Genomic DNA, 19,436 nt, shown 5'->3' with positions numbered 1-19,436 from the left:
TCAAGGCAACCTTTATCAGCCGCATGAACCGCGAACTGATCAAGTCGCTAATCAATCCCCCCCTCGAAGTCAAAGAGGGCGGCGGGGCGTAAGCTTCAATAAAAACCTCATGCAACAATGAAAAAGGGCCCGGAAGAAGTTATCTTCCGGGCCTCAGACTGCTGACAAAGTCCCTGCCATTTGGTGGGGATTTTGTTTTTTTCCTGATTTTTCATGGGTTCATCCTGACGATTGTTGTCGTAGAGTTTCTTCTGCCAGGACGAACTCAAACAACATCCGGACGGCGTTGTCAGTGATCTGAGGCGGCCGATTTGGCCCCCTCTTCTACTTCATCTTGCAAGCTCACGAAAATCGGCAACGAGGGCATCGATATCCGCCGCGGTCGTGCTCCACGAGCACATGAAGCGGGCCTGCCCGCTGCCGATAAAGGTATAAAAGACCCAGCCGCGGGCACGCAGACCATCGATAAGGCACGGCGTCAACGACAAAAAGACAGCATTCCCATGACAGGGATGGACAACCTTGACACCGGGAAGAGCTGCGACCGCGGCAGCGAGACGTTGTGCACAGTCGTTGGCGTGGGCGGCATGGCGCAGCAATGTGCCGCCACGCAGCATCCCCACCCAGGGTGCAGCGAGGAAGCGCATCTTCGAGGCGAGCTGGCCGGCCTGCTTGCAGCGGTAGTCAAACTCTTCAGCGAGCTCGCGATTGAAGAAGACGACAGCTTCGCCGACAGCCATGCCGCACTTGGTCCCTCCGAAGGTGAGAACATCGACGCCGGCCTCCCAGGTGAGGGTCCGCGGCGCCACCTGCAACGTTGCCAGAGCATTGGCGAAACGGGAACCATCCATATGCAGGCGCAGTCCGTACCGGCGACAGAGATCGCCAAGATTGGTGAGCTCCTGTGGCGTGTAGACCGTGCCGAGCTCTGTCGATTGGGTGACGCTGAGGACACGGGGCTTGGGATAATGGATATCACTACGGCGGGTGATCGCGTGCTCAATTGCCACCGGATCGACCTTGCCGTGCTCGCCGGGGACAAGGAGGATCTTGGTGCCATTGGAGAAGAACTCCGGAGCGCCGCACTCATCAGTCTCGATATGAGCAAGCTCGTGGCAGATGATACTGTGATAAGAGCGACAAAGGCTGGCGAGAGCGAGGGAATTTGCGGCGGTGCCATTGAATACGAAGAAGACCTGGCAATCGGTTTCGAAGAAGTCGCGGAGCATGTCGCAGGCGCGTTCGGTCCAGTGGTCGGCACCATAGGAGGGGAGATGACCGACGTTGGCTTCCACCATCGCCTCCAACACCTCGGGGCAGATTCCGGCGTAGTTGTCACTGGCAAACTGATAGCGCGACACGACGAGTTGCACTTCTTCCATGGGAGGGCTCCTGAAAGGGAAAAATAAGAGCAAGACTACAACAACTCGACAGCAACGGCAAAAGGTAAAAAAAGCGTCCGAACGATTGGAACCGTTCGGACGCTTTTTGTTAGCTTATCGATCAGTTGTGATTAGGCGGCGGATGAACGACGGTTGCCGTAAGGATTCCGCTTGGCACCGCCCTCCTGCCGCCGGCCATAATCCGGGGTCTTGCCGTAATTATTCCGGTCGTTGCGATTATAGACTTTTTTCTTGCCGTCGAGCGCCATCGGCCGGGTTGGTTCGAGCCCTTCGATCGTCGTCTGCGGCAAACGCTTGCCGATGAAACGTTCGATGCGCTCCAGGCGCTGCTGATCGTCACGGCTGCCGGCAAAGGAGATAGCGATACCGGTGGCGCCGGCGCGGCCGGTGCGACCGATACGATGAACGTAATCTTCGGCAGCTTGAGGAAGATCGAAGTTGATGACATGGCTGATGCCATTGACATCAAGACCACGGGCAGCGACATCGGTGGCAACGAGGATGCGGACGCGGCCATCCTTAAGATCGCGGACAGCACGAGTGCGGGCGCTCTGCCCCATGTCGCCATGCAAGGAAGCGGCACGATGCCCCTTGCCGGAAAGTTCGATCGCCAGCGCTTCGGCATCACGTTTGGTAGCGGTAAAAACGATGGTCCGCCCGCATTCAGGATCGGAGGCAAAGTGATGAAGGAGACGTTTTTTGTGGGAAAGGTCGTCGGTCACATGCAGGCGTTGCTCGATCTGCGCTTGCGAGACCTGGGTGCTGGCAATCGAGACGCGCAGGGGATCGGTGAGGAGACGACTGGCCAGAGCCGCAGTCTCGCGATCGACGGTAGCGGAAAAGAGGAGGGTCTGACGCGCATTCGGCGCAGCAGCGACAATCCGGTCGACGGCATCACGGAAACCCATATCGAGCATACGGTCGGCTTCGTCCAGAATGAGGAGTTCAACGCGGTCGAGTTTGAGGCTGCCGCGATCAAGGTGATCGATCAAGCGCCCCGGCGTACCGACAACCAGATCGATGGAACCGGAAAGGTCACGAAATTGCGGGCCGTACGGTACGCCACCAAGAATGACAGCGCTCTTGACGCGCAGATAGCGGCCATATTTGCGCGTGGCATCAGTGATCTGGGCGGCGAGTTCACGGGTCGGGGTCAAAACCAGAACGCGCGGCGAACCGGAGGAACCCTTCTTAAATTCGCTCAAGCGTGCCAGAGCGGGGAGCATGAAAGCAGCCGTCTTGCCGGTGCCGGTCTGGGCTGAAGCGAGAATGTCACGACCGGCAATAATCTGCGGAATCGACTGGGACTGGATCGGGGTCGGGGTGGTATAACCACACTCGGTGATGGCGCGAAGAATCGGTTCGGACAAGTTAAACTCTGAAAAAGACATGTGTTTCCTTTCCCAAGAATACCGATACGGCAGTCATGGGTTGAATGGGGTGGCAAGATACCGCCGGTGCCGCTGCGTAAACGAACAATTACGACAGGCAATAGAAGATAATCACGGCGACAATCACTGCCCTAACGGAGAAGCCGTTAACGCAAAAAGATTGGCCGGTAGAATACTTCAGGATTGGCAATGGTGCATGAGGCGGCCGCGAAAAAGAACGGTCCTGACTTCAAGTATCGATCGCCAACCAAGCGGTGCTGCCATGGGATTCTTTAAGAAAGGAAGCCGTGCAGAGATGGGGGGTCAGTGAGCGATGGGACAGAAAAAGGGTTGCGCCTGTTGCTGTCATTTGAAACGGATAGCGAATATACCTGATATATTCGAAAATAACAAGCTTTTCTTTTTGAAGATTCGTTGCCCCTGAGATTATCATTCAGAAATTTGTGAGGATTTCCTTGCAATCTTCCGTAGTTTTTCTTAAAACAGTTCTGTAATTTTCCCTATTTCTATTCTCCTGTAACCGAGAGGTATTCAGCTCATGTCCTTTTCCGGTGATCTTGAACATCTGCCTATTGTCGACATCGTTCAACTCCTGAATTCAACGAGAAAATCCGGGACACTCAAACTCGTGGGAGGCAAGGGAGAAAGCCGACTGGTCTTTAGTGACGGTCACATTATCTGCGCCAACCACAGCAACAACAGTGTGCGTCTTGGTCAGGTACTGATCAGTATGAACGCGATAACGCCGGAACTCCTTCAGCAGACACTAGAGGAGCAGAAACAGGCCGGCGAGCAACGCCAACCGCTGGTCGCTATGCTGATCGAAACAGGACAGATTGACAAAGAGCTTGCTTTTAAGGGGCTGGAAGCTTTGATCGTCATGACGATCATCGACATTCTCACCTGGGACGGCGGGACCTTTACCGTCGATGTCGATGATGTCTCTCTTTCTGAGGATTATCAGTATCTTCCGGAAAGATTTAAAAAAGATTTTTGCGCCAACACACAAAATGTTTTAATGGACGCGCTGCGCATCTATGATGAAAAAATGCGTGACGGCAACCTTACCAGCGGAAGCATCTTCCCTGACAACGTCGAAGAAAATCCTGCTACAGAATCAACCTTCATAGCCGAAGAAGTTCAGGAAGAAGCTCCGGGGATGCACATCTCTTCTGATATCCTCGGGCTCGATGTCCTTGATCACCTTGAAAAGAAAATCCCCGATGTCTTTAAAGGACTGCACGTCCCCCTCATCAAGCAGAAGTCCATAGAAGAGATCGATCTGGGAGAAATTTCGGGCGATGATCGGCTCAACCTCCTTGCTGCCATTGAAATGTTGACTCCACCAGAAGAGAAAAAAAGTGGGGGTGACGGCCAACTCCTCATCCTCTTCAGTTGTGACCGTTTACTCAAAGGGGCGATCAGCACCCTGTGCAAACGGAGCGGTCGCTCATTCTTTATGATCGACGCCGAAGAAAGTCTCGATCTACTTATTGAAAATGCTTTGGCTAAAGAATTGACGCCGTTGCTGGTGATCGACACACCTAATGAAAATCACAACCAGAACGACCTCTTTGCCCTTCTCTCCAAACGGAACAAGATCTATCCTGAACTCGTGACCATTCAACTCTATGCCCCCGAGCAGTGCGCATTTGCTCTGCGCATGCTGACAGCGGGCAGTCAATTAATATTACCAAGAATCACCGATTCCGCCCCGGATAAAATCGTTGAAAACACGATCGCCTTATTGACGGCGTTGCACTGCTGGTTGAGCAAACCTGCTTCTTCTGCAGTCAACAAAATGGATAAACTCTTCATCTCCACCCTGAAGTCTCTCGAGACCATAACCGAGCCAGCCGACATTTCACCCACCCTGCTAAAGTTTGTTGCTGCAACCTTTACCCGCGGCCAGACTTTTGTCGTTGTAAAAGATCATTTAATTGCTGAGAGGGGTTTTGATCGTGACCGCCAAGTCGAAGGAATCGGTCCTTTTCCCCTGAAATCAAAAATTTCCATCAACGATATCAAAACTTTTGCCGATGTGGTCGCAAGCGGTCAAACATTTTGGGGCATTCCAGAGGACTTTCAAATTATTGCCGAGACAGCAACCACACCGCCCCGCCTCGAAAAGATCCTCCTGCTGCCGATTCTCGTCGATAATCGCACGATCGCTGTCGTCTATGGCGATTACGGTCTGGGGCACGCCGCACACGGCCAATGTGAACGTCTTTCCATTCTCGCCAAGACGGCCGGACTGGTCCTGGAAAAAGTTCTGCGGCAAAAAAAATCGGCAGTTTGAGTTTGCTCATTACTCAATAAATGTGCATTATTATCCAGCTGATAACGCTTATAAGACAGGATGCCGATCATGGATGCCAAAACTCTCAATCAGATTCTTGAAATCGCTTTCCAGAAAAAAGTCTCTGACGTTCACTTCGAAGTCGATAATCCTCCCTTCTTCCGTGGCAAAGGACAGATTATCCGCTCGCGACTGCCGCTACTGACCGGTAAGGATACGGAATTCATCGTTAACACCATTCTCGAATTCAATGGCAAAACCCTTGATAAGAATTTGCATGAAATTGATACGTCCTATGCCCTGCCGAACGGAGGACGTTTCCGCGTCAGCATCTTCCGCCAGCGTGGCCACTTCGGCATTGTCATGCGTGTCATCCCCCCCTACATCAGCACCTTCGAAGAGTTGAACCTGCCTGATGTTCTTGCCGAGATTGTCAAGTCGCCTACCGGCCTGATTCTGGTCACCGGCCCGACCGGCAATGGCAAATCGACGACTCTTGCGGCGATGATGCGCTATCTAACCGAGAATTTTACCTACAACATCATCACCATCGAAGATCCTATCGAGTTTCTCTTTACCTCCAACAAGAGCTGTATCATTCAACGTGAGATCGGCATCGACACCGAAAGTTACGACAAGGCCCTGAAGTCGGCACTGCGCATGGATCCCGATGTCATCATGGTCGGCGAACTGCGCGACAAAGAGACCATCGACAGCTGCATGAAAGCGAGCGAAACCGGCCATCTCGTCCTGTCCACCCTGCACACCCAGGGGGCTGTCTCGACCATCCACCGGATTATCGGCAACTTCCCTCCAGAGAGTCAGGAAATCGTCCGCCAACGCCTCGCCGATGTTCTGGTTGCCACCATTTCCCTGCGCCTGGTCAAAGACAAGACTGGCGACAATATTCTGCCGGTGGTGGAGATTATGCGCAGCACTACGACGATTCAAGCCTGTATCCGTGAAGGCCGCCTCGACGAGATCGAAAAACATATTGAAAACGGCCAGACTCAGTACTCGATGCAGACCCTCGACCAGCATCTGGTCCAGCTCTTTCAGGATGATAAGATCACCATCGCTGACGCCAAGCGTCTCTCCCACTCGATGGATTTAGAACGTAAGCTTACCTTTACCAGCTAAGGACAAACGGGCAGCACATAGGCGGGCGGTCACACAAGTCCACATCTACCAACGACAAAAAGGGACGCCAGATGAAGTGGCGTCCCTTTTTGTCGTTTATGGAATGTTCAAAATTCAGGCGCGCGAGACGAAGCGGCCATCGCGGGTGTCGACTTTGATCCTTTCATCCGATTCAAGATAGCCGGGTACCTGAATGCGCAGGCCGGTCTCAAGGATTGCTTCTTTGGTCTGGGCGGTGGCAGTGGCATTCTTGATCGCCGGCGCTGTCTCGGTCACCAGTAGTTCGACGATCATCGGCGGATCGATACTGACCACCCGCCCCTGGAAGACACCTAGTTGCACTTCCTGGCCATCGACGAGAAATCCAGCAATCGGCGCAAAGAGCTCCTCGTTAATCTCGAATTGCTCATAGTTTTCGAGATCCATGAAGACGCCGCCGTCTCCGGCAGCATACAGGAACTGTCCCTTGCGCCGTTCGAAATCGGCCTCGTCGACTTTATCCCCGGATTTAAAGGCCTTTTCCAGAACCTGACCGGTCAGCATGTTGCGGTATTTGGTCTTGACCAGGGTATTACCACCCCGGGCCGAGGGCGACTGCATGGTGTAATCAAGGATAATACAAGGGGTACCATCGAGCTGGAAGACCAGCCCGCGTTTGAAATCAGCGGTGGTTAACATGAAAAACTCCGTTTCTTGAAGATGGCCTGCATAGGGCCTATTTTAAATAACATTATTCACCAGAGGGTAAAATCTGATTTGAACGGATTATCCCTTTGATTTATCGGTCTTTTATCCGTTTCATCCGCGCTATCCGTGTGAACCGCCCTTAAGATTCAAAGTTGCCCGTAGATCTCCGGGCGCCGGTCACGAAAACAGGGGATCTGCTGCCGGTATTCTTCCATCTCGGCAAAGTCGAACTCGGTAACAAGACAGGTAGCGACTTCGCCGGCTTCCGCCAGCACCTCGCCGCGAGCGGAAAGGAGGAGGCTCATGCCGAAGAAATCAAGTTTCCCCTGCACTCCGCAGCAGTTGGCGGCGACGACAAAGAGCTGATTTTCAATGGCGCGGGCGCGCAACAGGGTGCGCCAGTGCTCTTGCCGCGGTTTCGGCCATTCGGCAGGGAGACAGATAATTTCGGCGCCATCGAGAGCCATGCGGCGAAAGAGTTCCGGAAAACGGAGATCGTAGCAGATGGCGATACCGAGACGGCCAACGCTGGTTTCGACAACCAGATACTGCTCACCGGCGTGAAGATAACGATCCTCCCCCATGGTCGAAAAGAGATGAAGCTTGCGATACTTGCCGACGATCTCCCCCTGATCGATGACCCAGGCGGTGTTGCAGACCTTGTCGCCGTCCGGCTCAGCCAGGCTGCCGACAATCGTCAGCCCGAGTTCTGTACTCAAAGCCTGCAGTCGCGTCAAGATTCCGAGAGTGTGCGTCGCCAACTCTGCGAGTTGGCGATAATCGTAGCCAGTACTCCACATCTCCGGCAGCACTGCAAGTTTGGCTCCCTGCGCAGCGACACTCCGCAGCCCCTGCGTCGCAGCTTGCCAATTGGCCTCAATATCACCGAGACGGATATTAAACTGAACAGCAGCGACATTCAGAGTATGAGGCGACATAAATAAATCTCCCGGGGAGTTAACCAGAGTTGCAAAGTTTGACATTATAGACAGCAACCGCTCCTGCCGCAATATTTTTCAACAAATGAAGAGAACCCTTTCGCCCCTCTTTCCCTTGACTCTAAACCGCGGCAAAGAGTAAAAATAACACGGTGAATCGTCTCCCCCCCCCTTTTGCTCAGGATATTTATGGTGTGCGACAACTCGGCTGCTCAATCAGTACAGGGCGGCTTTGGCCTCTATCTGCACACCCCCTTCTGTCGCAGCAAATGTCCCTACTGTGACTTCTTCTCCATCGTCCCCCAAAGTAGGCAGGAGGTCGAAAGCTACCCAGCCCTCCTGACACAAGAACTCCGGAAGTCGGCAAAGTCGTGGGACGGTCCGTTAACCTCGATCTTCTTCGGAGGCGGTACCCCTTCCCTCCTACCGGTTCAGGGAATCAAAGAGGTTCTCGACTCCGCCCGCGCCACCTTCGGCTTTGCCGGTACGATCGAAATCTCCCTCGAAGCGAACCCGGGGACCGTCTCCCCCCGCTATCTTGACAAATTACGCCGTGCCGGAGTCAACCGCCTCTCTCTCGGCATCCAGGCCCTTGCCGACGAAGATCTGACGAAACTCGGCCGCGTCCACTCCCGTCAGGACAGCCTCGATGCCATTGCCGCTGCCCGCTGCGCCGGTTTCGACAACCTCTCCCTTGATCTCATCTATAGCCTCCCCGGGCAGGATCTCGACAAGTTGCGGGCAGAGATCTCCCAACTCCTTGAGCTGCAACCCCAGCATCTCTCATGCTACGGCCTCACCGTCGAGAAGGGAACTCCCTTTGCACAAATGGAAGCGGCCGGGACGTTGACGCTCCCCAACGAGGACGCCGCCGCTGCTGCCTATCTCTGCGTCAACACAGAATTGACCAAAGCCGGCTTTCGCCACTACGAAATCTCCAACTTTGCCCGGTCCGGCTATGAATGCCGCCACAACCTTGGCTACTGGCGCCGGCACCCCTACCTCGGCCTCGGTGTCGGCGCTCACTCGCTCCGCGGCAATGGTTGGGGGGAGCGCCTTTCGGTCCCGCACGACCTCGAACTTTACCGCAAGAAGCTGGCGGGTGGAGAGACAACAGCAATCTCCATCGAAGTCTGTGATCAACAGCTCGCCATGGCTGAGACTCTTTACCTCGGCCTGCGCACCGCCGAAGGGGTCAGTGACATGCGCTTTTCACAGCAATTCAACCGCAACATCGTCGAGGTCTTCCCGAACGCTATTGCCCGCTGCGGGGATCGACTCCACCATGCCGACGGACGTTGGTACTTCGATCTGAACGGCTGGCTTCTTTATGATCATTTGATTACGAACTTTCTTTGAGGCAAATTTGACTTTTTACATTAAGCTTTCAAGCTGACCCCTACCACCCCTAACCCCTCCTTAAAAAAGGAGGGGGACTTCAGGCTTTAAGCCCCCTCCTTTTTTAAGGAGAGGCTGGGGGTGGTCGATTTTCTTGCACTTTCATCTCGGAGGCTTCATGCACGCACTACTTAACTGGCTGGTTGAAACAATAGGCCATCTCGGTTATCCCGGTATCTTCCTACTCATGGCGATGGAGAGCTCCATTGTGCCGGTGCCGAGCGAACTGGTCATGCCCCCGGCCGGCTACCTCGCCCAGCAGGGGAAGATGCATATCGGTCTGGCAATTCTCGCCGGCACCGTCGGCAGCTTGGTTGGCGCCTACGCCAACTATTTTGCCGCCCAGCACCTCGGCCGCCCTCTCCTTTACCGTTACGGCAAATATGTGCTGATCAGTCCGGAGAAGCTTCAACGAATGGAGACATTTTTCCAGCGCCACGGTGAGATCTCCACCTTCATCGGCCGCCTGTTGCCGGTTATCCGCCACCTCATCTCCATTCCTGCCGGCCTCTCCGGTATGAATCATCTCCGCTTCTCCCTTTACACCCTTGCCGGCGCAGGGATCTGGTGCACCATCCTCGCCTGGATCGGTTATATTATCGGCGAGAACCAGGAGCTGATCATGCAGTATTCCCACCAGGCACTCCTCTGGGTGGTCATCGCCAGCGGCGCCCTGATCGTCGGTTATATCTGGTGGCAGCGCCGCTACGGTAAAAAGTAAGGGAGGTCATATGAAAGCTGACAACCTGGTGCGCTGCGGCTGGTGCAGCAGCGATCCGCACTATCTGGCCTACCATGACCGGGAATGGGGCGTGCCGGTGCACGACGACCAACGCCTCTTTGAAATGCTCATCCTCGAAGGAGCGCAGGCCGGCCTGAGTTGGCTGACGATTCTGAAGAAGCGCGAGAACTACCGCCGCGCCTACGCCGGCTTCGACATCGCCACGGTCGCCGCCTTTAGCGCGACCGATTGTGAACAACTGTTACAGGACAGCGGCATCGTCCGGAACCGACTCAAGGTGTCGGCCTCGATCAACACTGCCCGCGCAGTGTTACAGATTCAACACGAATTCGGCTCTCTCGATGCCTTTCTATGGCGCTTTGTCGATGGCATCCCCCGACAAAACAGCTGGCAAACCCTGGCGGAACTGCCAACCCGCACCGCTGTGTCGGATCGTCTCAGTAAAGAACTGCTGACCCGCGGCTGCAAGTTCGTCGGCTCAACCATCTGCTATTCCATGATGCAAGCAATCGGCATGGTCAACGATCACATGATCGATTGTTTTCGCTACCGGGAATGCAGGGGAGGAGGATGATCTGGACTTTATTGCTTACCCCGGTTCTTGCCTTATCCCTATTCCAAGCCATAACAATCAAAATCCGGAGAGAAATAACCGTATGCCTTCTCGCTTAGCGCAGCGTCAAAATCGCCTTGCATCGCTCTTTCTCTGCGCTCTGCTCCTCCTCTGTCTGACCTCCTGCAGTTCACAGGACTGGCGAACCGCCAGCCGTGAATCAGCCGGAATTGCTCCGGATCCCGCCACCCATGAAAAAGCAGTCCTCCTGATCTACGGGGCAAGAGCGTGGGGGTGGCGCGGCTGGTTTGCGATCCATACTTGGATTGCAGCCAAACCGACCGCTGCCGCCTCCTACACCGTCTATGAAGTTATCGGCTGGCGGCAGTCGCGGGGACTCCCGGTGATGCGGATTGAGCAGGATCTTCCGGATCGCTTCTGGTACGGGGAAGAGCCTGCGCTCCTGAAAGAATTTCACGGGGAAGGCGTGGATGGATTAATTGAAGCCGTCAATCGCGCCGCAAAGAGTTACCCCTGGCCGCAAACCTACAAAGTCTTTCCCGGTCCGAACAGCAACACCTTCACTGCCTGGATCGCGCAAGAGGTCCCTGAGCTCGGCTTGGAGCTCCCCTTCTCGGCTATCGGCAGTGGTTATGCCAGTCAAGGCGTAGGAGAAAACCATGAGTGAATCACTTTTCTCCAGCATCGAAGGCCGACTCCTCGCCATCGGCCTGACGCTGACAGCACTGATGTTTCTGGCGTTCGGAATTGCCGGACACCTGTATCCCGACAAAGTTCTTCCTTATGCGGCAATGACCGGGCTTAACTTATTTATCGGCCGGGGAGCGGGCATGAGCTTCGGCTATGCGAATGGCTACAGTCATGCCCAGGTTGTGCCCTTCAATATACTGGTCGAGACCATACAGGTCCTCGTGGTGTATCCGTTATTCGCATTGAGTTCGCGGCAACTGATCCAGTTACGCGCCCTCAAGCCCTTCATCACGCGCATACAACACGCCGCTGAGTCTCAAGGTGGCATGGTCCGGCCTTTCGGGATTGCCGGTCTATTTTTGTTCGTCTTTGTCCCGTTCTGGATGAGCGGCCCAGTGGTGGGGGCCATCATCGGCTTCCTGATCGGATTGCGCCCTTGGGTAAACCTCGTCGTTGTGCTGAGCTCGACCTATGTCGCCATCGCCATCTGGGCACTGCTGTTGAACGAACTCAGCGAATGGGCAGTTACCGTCAACCGGTTCGCCCCTTGGGCCCTGGTCATCGCCATCGTACTGATTGTCGTCGCGATGAATATGTTGCACCGGCGCCGCGACCGACTTGGCAAGGATGCGTAAGTTCTCTGGTTCCTGGATATAATAGCTTTGCAGGCAGAAAACAGGATGATGAAATGAAAAAAGAATCGCTCATCACAACAACCAGCGGCCGCTACTTCCTCAGCGACCGGATCCGGGACGAAGTCAGTTTCCAAAGCACCCCTCAAGCGCAAGGTCTGCCCCGGCCACCGGTGCAAAAAACCTTTCCAGCCGGGAGCAGAATCATTCCCCTACCCGACCGTGCAAGCTGGTTGATACCTCCCTTTAATCTCGAAGACGCCATTGCCGACCGCCAGAGTCATCGCCACTTTACAGGGGAGCCTTTGACCCTCGCAGAACTCGCCTTTCTCCTTTGGGCGACACAAGGCGTAAGGGGAACGCTCCACACGGCAGCAGTACTGCGCACCGTTCCCTCGGCCGGCTGCCGTCACCCTTTCGAGACTTATCTTGCTGTTCTTCACGTCGAAGATCTCGCCAGCGGACTGTATCGTTATCTCCCTCTGGAACATGCTCTTGTCCACCTGCGTGAGATCGACAACCTGCCGGCTCGCCTCGTTGCTGCCAGTCGCGGCCAACGATTCTGTGGTCAGGCGGCAGCCACCTTTCTCTGGTCCGTCCTCCCGGAACGAACCGAATGGCGCTATGGCGAAGCTTCCTACAAAGTCATCGCTCTTGATGCCGGCCATCTTTGCCAGAATCTTTATCTCGCCTGCGCCGCCATCAAGGCCGGCACTTGCGCCATCGCCGCCTACAACCAGACCCTGGCGGATGAACTGCTGGCTGTTGACGGGGAGAAGGAGTTCACCATCTATATTGCACCGGTGGGGAAAGTTTCTGCGTCGCTATGAGGATAGAAACGCCGTCCACACTGAACTGGCAGGTCTATATCCTCCTTTGCTCGGATAACTCCCTTTATACCGGGATCACGACGGATATCACAAGGCGCTTTCAACAGCATGTCGACGGGCGCGGCGCAAAATATTTTCGCGGGCGGCAGCCGTTGCAGGTGGTTTACCTTGAAGCAGACCACAGCCGCGCTTCTGCCAGCCGCCGAGAAGGTTTTATCAAAAAATTGAAACGCGCAGAAAAGGAGCACTTTCTATTACAGCAAAAGAGCGAGGCCCCCTGACGGGAACCTCGCTCTTTTCATTTTTGCGGGACAAAACTGACGATCAGGCGCCGGTCGTCGGCGGCACAAAGACGCGCGCCCCCAACTCCTGATCGAGCATGAGCAGACCGCGACCATCCCCTTCCACCCGCGTGAGCTTGCGGATGATCAACGAGAAATTCGATTCTTCTTCGATCTGTTCAGTGACAAACCACTGCATAAAGATCTTCGCCCCGTGATGATTCTCTTCACTAGCGACATCCATGAGCTTGTTAATACTGTCGGTGACGAAATTTTCGTGTTTGAGCCCGTAGGTCATCGCTTCGAGAGGCGAAGCAAAATCGTTATTCGGCGCCGGAAAAGCGCGGAAGTCGGTACGCCCCTGCGTGTCACAGAGAAATGCGAAAAACTTCTCGCCATGTGTCATCTCTTCTAAAGCCTGAACCCGCATCCAGTTGGCAAAGCCGGGTAGATCTTCCGATTGAAAGTAGCCGGCCATGGCCATGTACAGGTAGGCGGAAAAGAACTCATTCTTCATCTGCTCGTTGAGAGCGTCCTGCAAGCGCGGCGTTACCATATTTTCCTCCTCAAAAAAGTAATGTTTCCGTATTAACATTAATGAAGATAATAACAGCTGTCAAGGACCCCTCCTTTTTTGATTACTTAACAAGACGCAAATTAGCACCTTTGACGTTCGGCGCCGGGCTGATATTCGGCGGGGTCGGTTCAGGATTGTCACACGGAATGAGTCCGGCCTGCCACATATTAGCGATGGCATCACCGAGAGTCGCACACTGCTTCATGCAGACCCGGCGAACCGGGCAGGTAGTGCAATCGGCCGTCCCGGCGGCGACGTGCAAGGCATGAATCACCAATTCGACACTGTCAGCCTGATTCAGAGGGATAAAGTACATGAAATCTCCGGACGGGGGTTTAAAGGGTGCGCTCGGCCGCCGCCACAAAGGCAGCGAGTTTCTTCATCATTAGTGCAAATTCGGCAGGACGCAGCGATTGCGGACCATCACTGGCCGCCTTCTCCGGACAGGGATGGACTTCGATGATCAGGCCATCGGCGCCGGCAGCGACCGAGGCATAGGCCATCGACGGCACCAGATGGGCGTGACCGGTGGCGTGCGAGGGATCGACGACGACCGGAAGGTGGGTCAACTCTTTGAGAACCGGCACCGCCGAGATATCGAGGGTATTGCGTGTAGCGGTCTCAAAGGTGCGGATGCCGCGCTCACAGAGAATGACGCGTCGATTCCCTTCCGAAAGGATATACTCGGCGCTCATCAGATATTCCTGAATCGTCGTTGCCATGCCGCGTTTGAGGAGAATCGGCTTGTCGATCTGGCCAACAGTTTTGAGCAGGGCGAAGTTCTGGACATTGCGTGCGCCTATTTGCAGGATATCCGAATACTTGGCCACCAGTTCGACATCTAAAGGATTAACAACCTCGGTGACAATCGGCAGGCCACTGGCTTCGCGCGCCAGCGCCAAAAGACGCAAACCCTCTTCTTCCATCCCCTGAAAAGAGTAAGGACTGGTGCGAGGCTTGAAGGCCCCGCCGCGCAGCACCGTTGCCCCCGCCGCCTTGACCGCCAGGGCCGTCTCGACAATCTGCTCCTCGCTCTCGACCGAACAGGGGCCGGCCATAATTATCACCTTCGGTCCGCCGATCATCAGACCCGGCGCAATCTCGAAAACGCTCGTATCGTGCCGGACCTCGCGACTGGCTAATTTGTACGGCTTGAGAATCGGCACGACACTCTCGACCCCGGAGAAGGACTCCAGCGACTGCAAAACGCTCTTGCCGCGCTCATCACCGACTGCACCGATGACGTTGCGCGTTTCGCCGTGAATGACGTGAGGGCGGTAACCGAAGGCGCGAATCTGCTTCTTCACTTCCGCCAGCTCTTCCTTGCTTGCATTCTGCTTCATGACGATGATCATGACGATTCTACCTTTCGCGATCGATGAATGAAAAAATAACAGGCCGCCGGATTAACAAATCTCCAGCGGCCTCTTCATTCATCGATCCTGAAAATGAAAAACCACGGGAGAGCCTTGCAGCCTGCCTGTGGTTTGATGTGGTTTTGTCCGTTGAAAAACTCCTTCTTCCGACAAACCTCAACCCTGGGCAGGCAGCGCAAAATAATACTCGCGCCAAAAGCCGAAAGAGTTAAAGTTATTAAAAGAGTAAAAAACGTTCATCTGCAATGATCCTTAAGAGGGGCTGAACAGATTTTCGTTATAAACAATCGCCTTGAGAAAGACAAGTAAAAAAATGTCTAAAACTGCTCACCTAAATGAATTTGCGAGGATTGAGCGGCACACCGTTGAGACGAACTTCGTAATGAACATGGGGACCGGTAGAGGTCCCGGTGTTACCGGAAGCGGAAATAAGATCCCCGCGCTTGACGCGTTGCCCAACCTTCACTACCAGTTTGGAGTTATGTCCGTAATAGGTCTTGTAGCCGTATCCATGATCGATCACGATCAATTTACCATAACCATTTTCGATCTGCGCCCGACTGACAATCCCAGCGGCCGTAGCGTAGACCGGGGTGCCGATGCGGGCAGCAATATCGATCCCTTCATGCATGGTCCGTTTGCCGCTGAAGGGGGAGTTGCGTATGCCAAAATTTGACGTCAGCCAGCCCCGCGCCGGCAATCCATTCGGCTTGGAGGAGAGGAGGGAACTCTGTTCCGTCAGGAAACCGCGCACCTCTTCCTGACTTTCGCGCCGCAGGTCGATGGAGGCCCGAATCTGGTCGATCTGTTGCTGCAAATTGCTCATATCACTCGCCGGGGCACTTTCGAGTGGACCGCCGATCCCGACCTGAATATTTTCCGGAGTGCCGCTCGGATGACTGATTTGAGCTTGTGCCCGCATCTTCGCATCGTTCTGGGCCAGGATGACCATCTCTTTGCGAACATCCTCCAGACGGTTGGCAAACTCCCGTAGTTCATTATGTTGCAGCTGATTCTGTACCCGTAAGCGTTTGAGTTCCGAACGATCGACATTGGTGCGGAAATAGTCGAGAGAAAGGAATCCTCCGAGCAAAAGGACGAGGCTGAACGTTGCCGCCACGGAGTAAAGCCATTTGCGACCGATCATGTAGCGACGGACTTTATGCGACCCTTCCGGGATCAGCAGTATTGTATAGTTTTTATTCGGCATAAAGCTGTACCTCCGGCTTCCCTGAAAAAGAGCGGACAGTAAGCCACAGGAAGAAGGAAATGTCAAACTTACGGGGGGCTACAGGAGTTCAATACTCATGGCAATTTCGTCACATTCGGGGAATTTCGGGCACTTAATGCAGTCTCCCCAGATTTTATGGGGCAGTTCCGACTTTTCAATGAGATGAAAACCGAGCTTGGCAAAAAATTGATCTTTGTAGGTTAAGGCAAAGACCTTCTTCAGACCGATCTGTCGCGCTTCCTGCAGACAGCTCTCGACAAGTTGCCGACCGATTCCCCGCCCTTCAAAACTTTCCTCGACAGCGAGACTGCGCACTTCGGCAAGATCTTCCCAGCAGATATGCAGACAGACGGTGCCGACAACGACGCCATCCTCTTCCCAGACATAAAAATCACGAATCGCTTCATAAAGCTCGGAAAGGGAGCGAGAGAGCATCATGCCGCTGCTGGCATAGGTCATCAGTAATTTATGAATGGCCCGAACATCAGGAATGGTTGCCTTACGAATCATGGTGATCCTCCATATAATCAGGCCCGACCGAGTGACTGATCAGCTCACGGGCGTGCGTTGTCGTCGATGCGGTGATCTTGGCGCCGCCGAGCATCCGGGCAATTTCACTGACCTGCTCTTCGGCGGCAAGCAAGCGAACTGTGGTAATGGTACGGGCGTCAACCGTCTCCTCTTTCCCCACCTTGAAATGGTGATGGGCAAAGGCCGCGACCTGGGGGAGATGGGTAATACAAAGGACTTGCCGGCCAGTTGCCACCGCGCGCAGCTTTTCGCCGACCGCCGTCGCTGCTGCCCCGCCGATCCCGGCATCGACTTCGTCGAAGATGAGGGTCGCCACCTCTTCCCCTGCAGGAGCCGTACGCTGAATCGCCAGCATCAGCCGCGACAGTTCGCCGCCGGAAGCGACCTTGGCCAGAGGACGAGCCACTTCGCCGGGGTTGGCCTGCAACAGGAATTCAATCTTTTCACAACCAAGCGGGCCCGGTGCCGGCAGAGAAGTCAAGGCCACCGAGAAACGCGCCTTCGGCATCGCCAGATCACGTAACTCCCCTTCCACCCCTTGCTGCAAGGAGATTGCCGCCGCTTTCCGCGCACGGGTTAACGACGCACCGAGTTGCTGCAAGGCCACTTCGTCTTCCCTTAACTGCTTCTCCCAGGCGCCGCGAGTGGCATCAAGATTGGAGAGATCGGCAAATTCACGGGTAACAGACGCAAAGTGGTCAAGGATGGCTTCGATCGTGTTGCCATATTTACGTTTAAGCCGATGCAGGAGATCAAGCCGGGCCTCAATTTCTTCCATGCGCGCCGCATCAAAAGTGATCTTCTTTGCATAGGCGCGCAGTTGCGTGGCGCTATCCTCCAGAGCATAATAAGAGCTCTGCACTGCTTCGGCCAAGGGGGCAAGATATGGATCGATTGCCGCCCCTTCGCCTAGCTGGCTGGCCAGACGCGCTAATGTTTCGCAGATCGCCCCTTCTTTGGCATAGAGATCATCGTAGCCGCCCCCGGCAATCCCCGCCAGCTTCTCCGCATGCTGTTGCAAGGTGCGCTCGGCCAGTAACTGCACATCTTCACCGGGATGCAAATCAGCGGCAGCAATCTCCTTATGTTGGTAGTCGAGGAGATCAAGACGCTGCTGCCGTTCCTGCTCGGCCCGATCGAAACGAGCCAACTCTTCACGCAGCTTTCTGATCTGCTCAAAAAGGCGGCGATAAGACGACAGCTCTATCAAGATCCCGGCATAGCTGTCGAGAAGTTGGCCATGTGTCTCGGCCCGTGCCAGAGTAAACTGTTCGTGTTGGCCATAGATTGCGACAATTTGCGTCAGCCAGGTTTGCAGCTGGGCTGCCGTCGCCAGAGTGCCATTGACATAGATACGATTCTTCCCCGACAGCGACAGAACCCGCCGCACCAGCAGTTCGTCGCCATTATCAAAGCCGGCATCCGCCAGAGCTGCCCGGAGATTGGCCGCCGCCCTCAGATCAAAGAGGGCTTCGACCACCGCTTCCTCTTCGCCGGTACGGATCAGATCAGTCCGTGCCTTTCCTCCCAAAAGGAGGTCGATGGCATCAATGATAATCGACTTACCGGCACCGGTCTCACCGGTGAGGACGTTCAATCCCGCCGCAAAGGTCAGGGAGAGACGATCGATGATGACAAAGTTGCGGATGTTCAGTTCACAGAGCATAGAAAGGATCCTGAAGAAGGTGCAAAATCACCGTTCGCCCCAGCGCAATTTGGCACGAAGAACTTCGAAATAATCCTTGGTCGGACTCTTGATCAGCAGAGTGTGAACGGCCGATTGCTGCAACTCGATAATATCCCCAAGCTGCAGCTGCATCCCCACCTGTCCGTCGGCAGTGAGATGAACCATTTGATCATCAAAGGTGACATGCAGGCGAATCACTGCATCACCGGGGACAATCAGGGGGCGGTTGGTCAGAGTATGCGGACAGATCGGGGTAATCACCAGAGAGTTAACCTGGGGATCGATAATCGGGCCACCGGCCGCCAGGTTGTAAGCCGTCGAACCGGTCGGGGTCGCGACGATCAGGCCATCGGCCTTGAAGGTGGTCAGGTAATGTCCGTCGACCATCGCCTCCATATCGATGATCCGCGCCAGTGCGCCCTTGTTGATCACGACATCATTGAGGACGGAATAATGCCCAACCTGAATGCCGTCTCGCAGCACCACACAATCGAGTTTCATCCGCCTTGAAAGTTCATAGTCCCCGGCAAGAACCCGCTCTAGCGTGGCAAAGGTTTCATCTTTGGTGATCTCGGTGAGAAAACCGAGGCTGCCAAGGTTAACGGCAAGGATCGGCTTCTCCCGGTCCCCGAGATGACGCGCCACCGAAATCAAAGTGCCATCCCCCCCGAGGATGATCACCAGATCAGCCCGTTCGGGGATATCGCTATCGACATAGTCACGGCGGATCGACAATGATTTGGCGAGATCCTCTTCGAGAAGGACCTCGAGTCCGCGCGACAGCAGCCAGTTCATGACCTCAGCCGCAAAGATGCTGGCATGGGGATGATTCTTTTTGGCGTAGAGGGCAACCCTTTGCATCGATGATCCTTCCCAGTGAAATGGTGTATATTATTAGCACAGGTTTGCTGTAGAGTCCAAGCCTGTGTGTAGAAGATTAAACTCCTTCCGGCAGAGAGATTAAATGGCTCGACAAAATTGCTGATTTATATAAATCTAGGGCAGAGACAACCGACGGAAACCCTTCGC

21 protein-coding genes are annotated in these 19,436 nt (G+C 54.7%); 9 read left to right on the top strand and 12 right to left on the bottom strand.

The genetic code is table 11. The features are described from left to right. Nucleotides 1-329 precede the first annotated feature (329 nt). From CVU69_08760 to CVU69_08750, 3 genes are all read right to left on the bottom strand, one after another. Nucleotides 330-1,382 (bottom strand): threonine aldolase, encoded by a 1,053-nt coding sequence (locus CVU69_08760; GenBank protein PKN12269.1) that lies wholly within the window; start codon nt 1,380-1,382, stop codon nt 330-332. Between the two features lie 131 nt (nt 1,383-1,513). Next, nucleotides 1,514-2,794 carry an ATP-dependent helicase gene (locus CVU69_08755; protein PKN12268.1) on the bottom strand — a complete coding sequence of 427 codons (1,281 nt, stop codon included), beginning with the start codon at nt 2,792-2,794 and terminating at the stop codon, nt 1,514-1,516. Nucleotides 2,795-3,023: 229 nt separating this feature from the next. Further along, entirely contained in the window at nt 3,024-3,227 is a 204-nt protein-coding gene (locus CVU69_08750) for a hypothetical protein (protein ID PKN12267.1), read from the bottom strand. Between the two features lie 105 nt (nt 3,228-3,332). Between CVU69_08750 and CVU69_08745 the strand changes: the two genes are divergently transcribed. Together CVU69_08745 and CVU69_08740 are read left to right on the top strand one after the other, a co-directional pair. Continuing rightward, nucleotides 3,333-5,093 (top strand): hypothetical protein, encoded by a 1,761-nt coding sequence (locus CVU69_08745; protein PKN12266.1) that lies wholly within the window; start codon nt 3,333-3,335, stop codon nt 5,091-5,093. A gap of 69 nt (nt 5,094-5,162) precedes the next feature. Then, entirely contained in the window at nt 5,163-6,233 is a 1,071-nt protein-coding gene (locus CVU69_08740) for a twitching motility protein PilT (protein PKN12265.1), read from the top strand. Between the two features lie 114 nt (nt 6,234-6,347). On the opposite strand, the gene CVU69_08735 is transcribed toward CVU69_08740, so the two are convergent. Then, nucleotides 6,348-6,911: an elongation factor P gene (locus CVU69_08735; protein PKN12264.1), complete on the bottom strand. Its 564-nt coding sequence runs from the start codon at nt 6,909-6,911 to the stop codon at nt 6,348-6,350. Nucleotides 6,912-7,066: 155 nt separating this feature from the next. Further along, nucleotides 7,067-7,858 carry a carbon-nitrogen family hydrolase gene (locus tag CVU69_08730; GenBank protein ID PKN12263.1) on the bottom strand — a complete coding sequence of 264 codons (792 nt, stop codon included), beginning with the start codon at nt 7,856-7,858 and terminating at the stop codon, nt 7,067-7,069. 189 nt (nt 7,859-8,047) lie between these two features. Between CVU69_08730 and CVU69_08725 the strand changes: the two genes are divergently transcribed. From CVU69_08725 to CVU69_08695, 7 genes are all read left to right on the top strand, one after another. Continuing rightward, on the top strand, nt 8,048-9,217 hold the full coding sequence (locus CVU69_08725; GenBank protein PKN12262.1) for a hypothetical protein: 1,170 nt from the start codon (nt 8,048-8,050) through the stop codon (nt 9,215-9,217). Between the two features lie 157 nt (nt 9,218-9,374). Continuing rightward, nucleotides 9,375-9,977: a DedA family protein gene (locus CVU69_08720; GenBank protein PKN12278.1), complete on the top strand. Its 603-nt coding sequence runs from the start codon at nt 9,375-9,377 to the stop codon at nt 9,975-9,977. A gap of 10 nt (nt 9,978-9,987) precedes the next feature. Continuing rightward, nucleotides 9,988-10,572, top strand: a complete 585-nt coding sequence (locus tag CVU69_08715; GenBank protein PKN12261.1) for a DNA-3-methyladenine glycosylase I — start codon at nt 9,988-9,990, stop codon at nt 10,570-10,572. An 82-nt stretch (nt 10,573-10,654) separates the two neighbouring features. After that, a complete protein-coding gene (locus CVU69_08710) occupies nt 10,655-11,239 on the top strand; it encodes a DUF3750 domain-containing protein (GenBank protein ID PKN12260.1) in 585 nt (194 codons plus the stop codon). Beyond that, a complete protein-coding gene (locus CVU69_08705; GenBank protein ID PKN12259.1) occupies nt 11,232-11,897 on the top strand; it encodes a hypothetical protein in 666 nt (221 codons plus the stop codon). The genes CVU69_08710 and CVU69_08705 overlap by 8 nt, the downstream gene beginning before the upstream one ends. Nucleotides 11,898-11,950: 53 nt before the next feature. Beyond that, the gene (locus CVU69_08700; GenBank protein PKN12258.1) at nt 11,951-12,724 is read left to right on the top strand and encodes a thioester oxidase; all 774 of its coding nucleotides are present in this window, start codon (nt 11,951-11,953) and stop codon (nt 12,722-12,724) included. A 20-nt stretch (nt 12,725-12,744) separates the two neighbouring features. Next, entirely contained in the window at nt 12,745-13,005 is a 261-nt protein-coding gene (locus CVU69_08695; GenBank protein ID PKN12277.1) for a GIY-YIG nuclease family protein, read from the top strand. A gap of 43 nt (nt 13,006-13,048) precedes the next feature. Here CVU69_08695 and CVU69_08690 read toward each other — a convergent pair whose 3' ends face one another. From CVU69_08690 to CVU69_08660, 7 genes are all read right to left on the bottom strand, one after another. Then, nucleotides 13,049-13,561, bottom strand: coding sequence for a ferritin (locus CVU69_08690; GenBank protein ID PKN12276.1), 513 nt, complete (start codon nt 13,559-13,561; stop codon nt 13,049-13,051). Between the two features lie 82 nt (nt 13,562-13,643). After that, nucleotides 13,644-13,898 (bottom strand): hypothetical protein, encoded by a 255-nt coding sequence (locus tag CVU69_08685; protein PKN12257.1) that lies wholly within the window; start codon nt 13,896-13,898, stop codon nt 13,644-13,646. 19 nt (nt 13,899-13,917) lie between these two features. After that, nucleotides 13,918-14,937 carry a 3-deoxy-7-phosphoheptulonate synthase gene (aroF, locus tag CVU69_08680; protein PKN12256.1) on the bottom strand — a complete coding sequence of 340 codons (1,020 nt, stop codon included), beginning with the start codon at nt 14,935-14,937 and terminating at the stop codon, nt 13,918-13,920. Between the two features lie 352 nt (nt 14,938-15,289). After that, nucleotides 15,290-16,168, bottom strand: a complete 879-nt coding sequence (locus CVU69_08675) for a peptidase M23 (GenBank protein PKN12255.1) — start codon at nt 16,166-16,168, stop codon at nt 15,290-15,292. A gap of 78 nt (nt 16,169-16,246) precedes the next feature. Further along, entirely contained in the window at nt 16,247-16,699 is a 453-nt protein-coding gene (locus CVU69_08670) for a GNAT family N-acetyltransferase (GenBank protein PKN12254.1), read from the bottom strand. Continuing rightward, nucleotides 16,689-18,386 (bottom strand): DNA repair protein RecN, encoded by a 1,698-nt coding sequence (gene recN, locus CVU69_08665; protein ID PKN12253.1) that lies wholly within the window; start codon nt 18,384-18,386, stop codon nt 16,689-16,691. Before recN ends, CVU69_08670 begins: the two co-directional genes overlap by 11 nt. Before the next feature lie 27 nt (nt 18,387-18,413). Further along, entirely contained in the window at nt 18,414-19,268 is an 855-nt protein-coding gene (locus tag CVU69_08660) for an NAD(+) kinase (GenBank protein ID PKN12252.1), read from the bottom strand. Between the last annotated feature and the right edge of the window lie 168 nt (nt 19,269-19,436).

It is taken from the genome of Deltaproteobacteria bacterium HGW-Deltaproteobacteria-4 (assembly GCA_002841765.1).
Lineage (GTDB): Bacteria > Desulfobacterota > Desulfuromonadia > Desulfuromonadales > UBA2197 > UBA2197.
Note: the sequence above shows the minus strand (reverse complement) of the source record. Positions and strands in the feature narration are given on the sequence as shown.

Bases quoted from the DNA above. Each gene is read 5' to 3' on its own strand.
- CVU69_08760 (PKN12269.1), bottom strand. From the start codon at position 1,382: ATGGAAGAAGTGCAACTCGTCGTGTCGCGCTATCAGTTTGCCAGTGAC.
- CVU69_08755 (PKN12268.1), bottom strand. From the start codon at position 2,794: ATGTCTTTTTCAGAGTTTAACTTGTCCGAACCGATTCTTCGCGCCATC.
- CVU69_08750 (PKN12267.1), bottom strand. From the start codon at position 3,227: ATGATAATCTCAGGGGCAACGAATCTTCAAAAAGAAAAGCTTGTTATT.
- CVU69_08745 (PKN12266.1), top strand. From the start codon at position 3,333: ATGTCCTTTTCCGGTGATCTTGAACATCTGCCTATTGTCGACATCGTT.
- CVU69_08740 (PKN12265.1), top strand. From the start codon at position 5,163: ATGGATGCCAAAACTCTCAATCAGATTCTTGAAATCGCTTTCCAGAAA.
- CVU69_08735 (PKN12264.1), bottom strand. From the start codon at position 6,911: ATGTTAACCACCGCTGATTTCAAACGCGGGCTGGTCTTCCAGCTCGAT.
- CVU69_08730 (PKN12263.1), bottom strand. From the start codon at position 7,858: ATGTCGCCTCATACTCTGAATGTCGCTGCTGTTCAGTTTAATATCCGT.
- CVU69_08725 (PKN12262.1), top strand. From the start codon at position 8,048: ATGGTGTGCGACAACTCGGCTGCTCAATCAGTACAGGGCGGCTTTGGC.
- CVU69_08720 (PKN12278.1), top strand. From the start codon at position 9,375: ATGCACGCACTACTTAACTGGCTGGTTGAAACAATAGGCCATCTCGGT.
- CVU69_08715 (PKN12261.1), top strand. From the start codon at position 9,988: ATGAAAGCTGACAACCTGGTGCGCTGCGGCTGGTGCAGCAGCGATCCG.
- CVU69_08710 (PKN12260.1), top strand. From the start codon at position 10,655: ATGCCTTCTCGCTTAGCGCAGCGTCAAAATCGCCTTGCATCGCTCTTT.
- CVU69_08705 (PKN12259.1), top strand. From the start codon at position 11,232: ATGAGTGAATCACTTTTCTCCAGCATCGAAGGCCGACTCCTCGCCATC.
- CVU69_08700 (PKN12258.1), top strand. From the start codon at position 11,951: ATGAAAAAAGAATCGCTCATCACAACAACCAGCGGCCGCTACTTCCTC.
- CVU69_08690 (PKN12276.1), bottom strand. From the start codon at position 13,561: ATGGTAACGCCGCGCTTGCAGGACGCTCTCAACGAGCAGATGAAGAAT.
- CVU69_08685 (PKN12257.1), bottom strand. From the start codon at position 13,898: ATGTACTTTATCCCTCTGAATCAGGCTGACAGTGTCGAATTGGTGATT.
- aroF (PKN12256.1), bottom strand. From the start codon at position 14,937: ATGATCATCGTCATGAAGCAGAATGCAAGCAAGGAAGAGCTGGCGGAA.
- CVU69_08675 (PKN12255.1), bottom strand. From the start codon at position 16,168: ATGCCGAATAAAAACTATACAATACTGCTGATCCCGGAAGGGTCGCAT.
- CVU69_08670 (PKN12254.1), bottom strand. From the start codon at position 16,699: ATGATTCGTAAGGCAACCATTCCTGATGTTCGGGCCATTCATAAATTA.
- recN (PKN12253.1), bottom strand. From the start codon at position 18,386: ATGCTCTGTGAACTGAACATCCGCAACTTTGTCATCATCGATCGTCTC.
- CVU69_08660 (PKN12252.1), bottom strand. From the start codon at position 19,268: ATGCAAAGGGTTGCCCTCTACGCCAAAAAGAATCATCCCCATGCCAGC.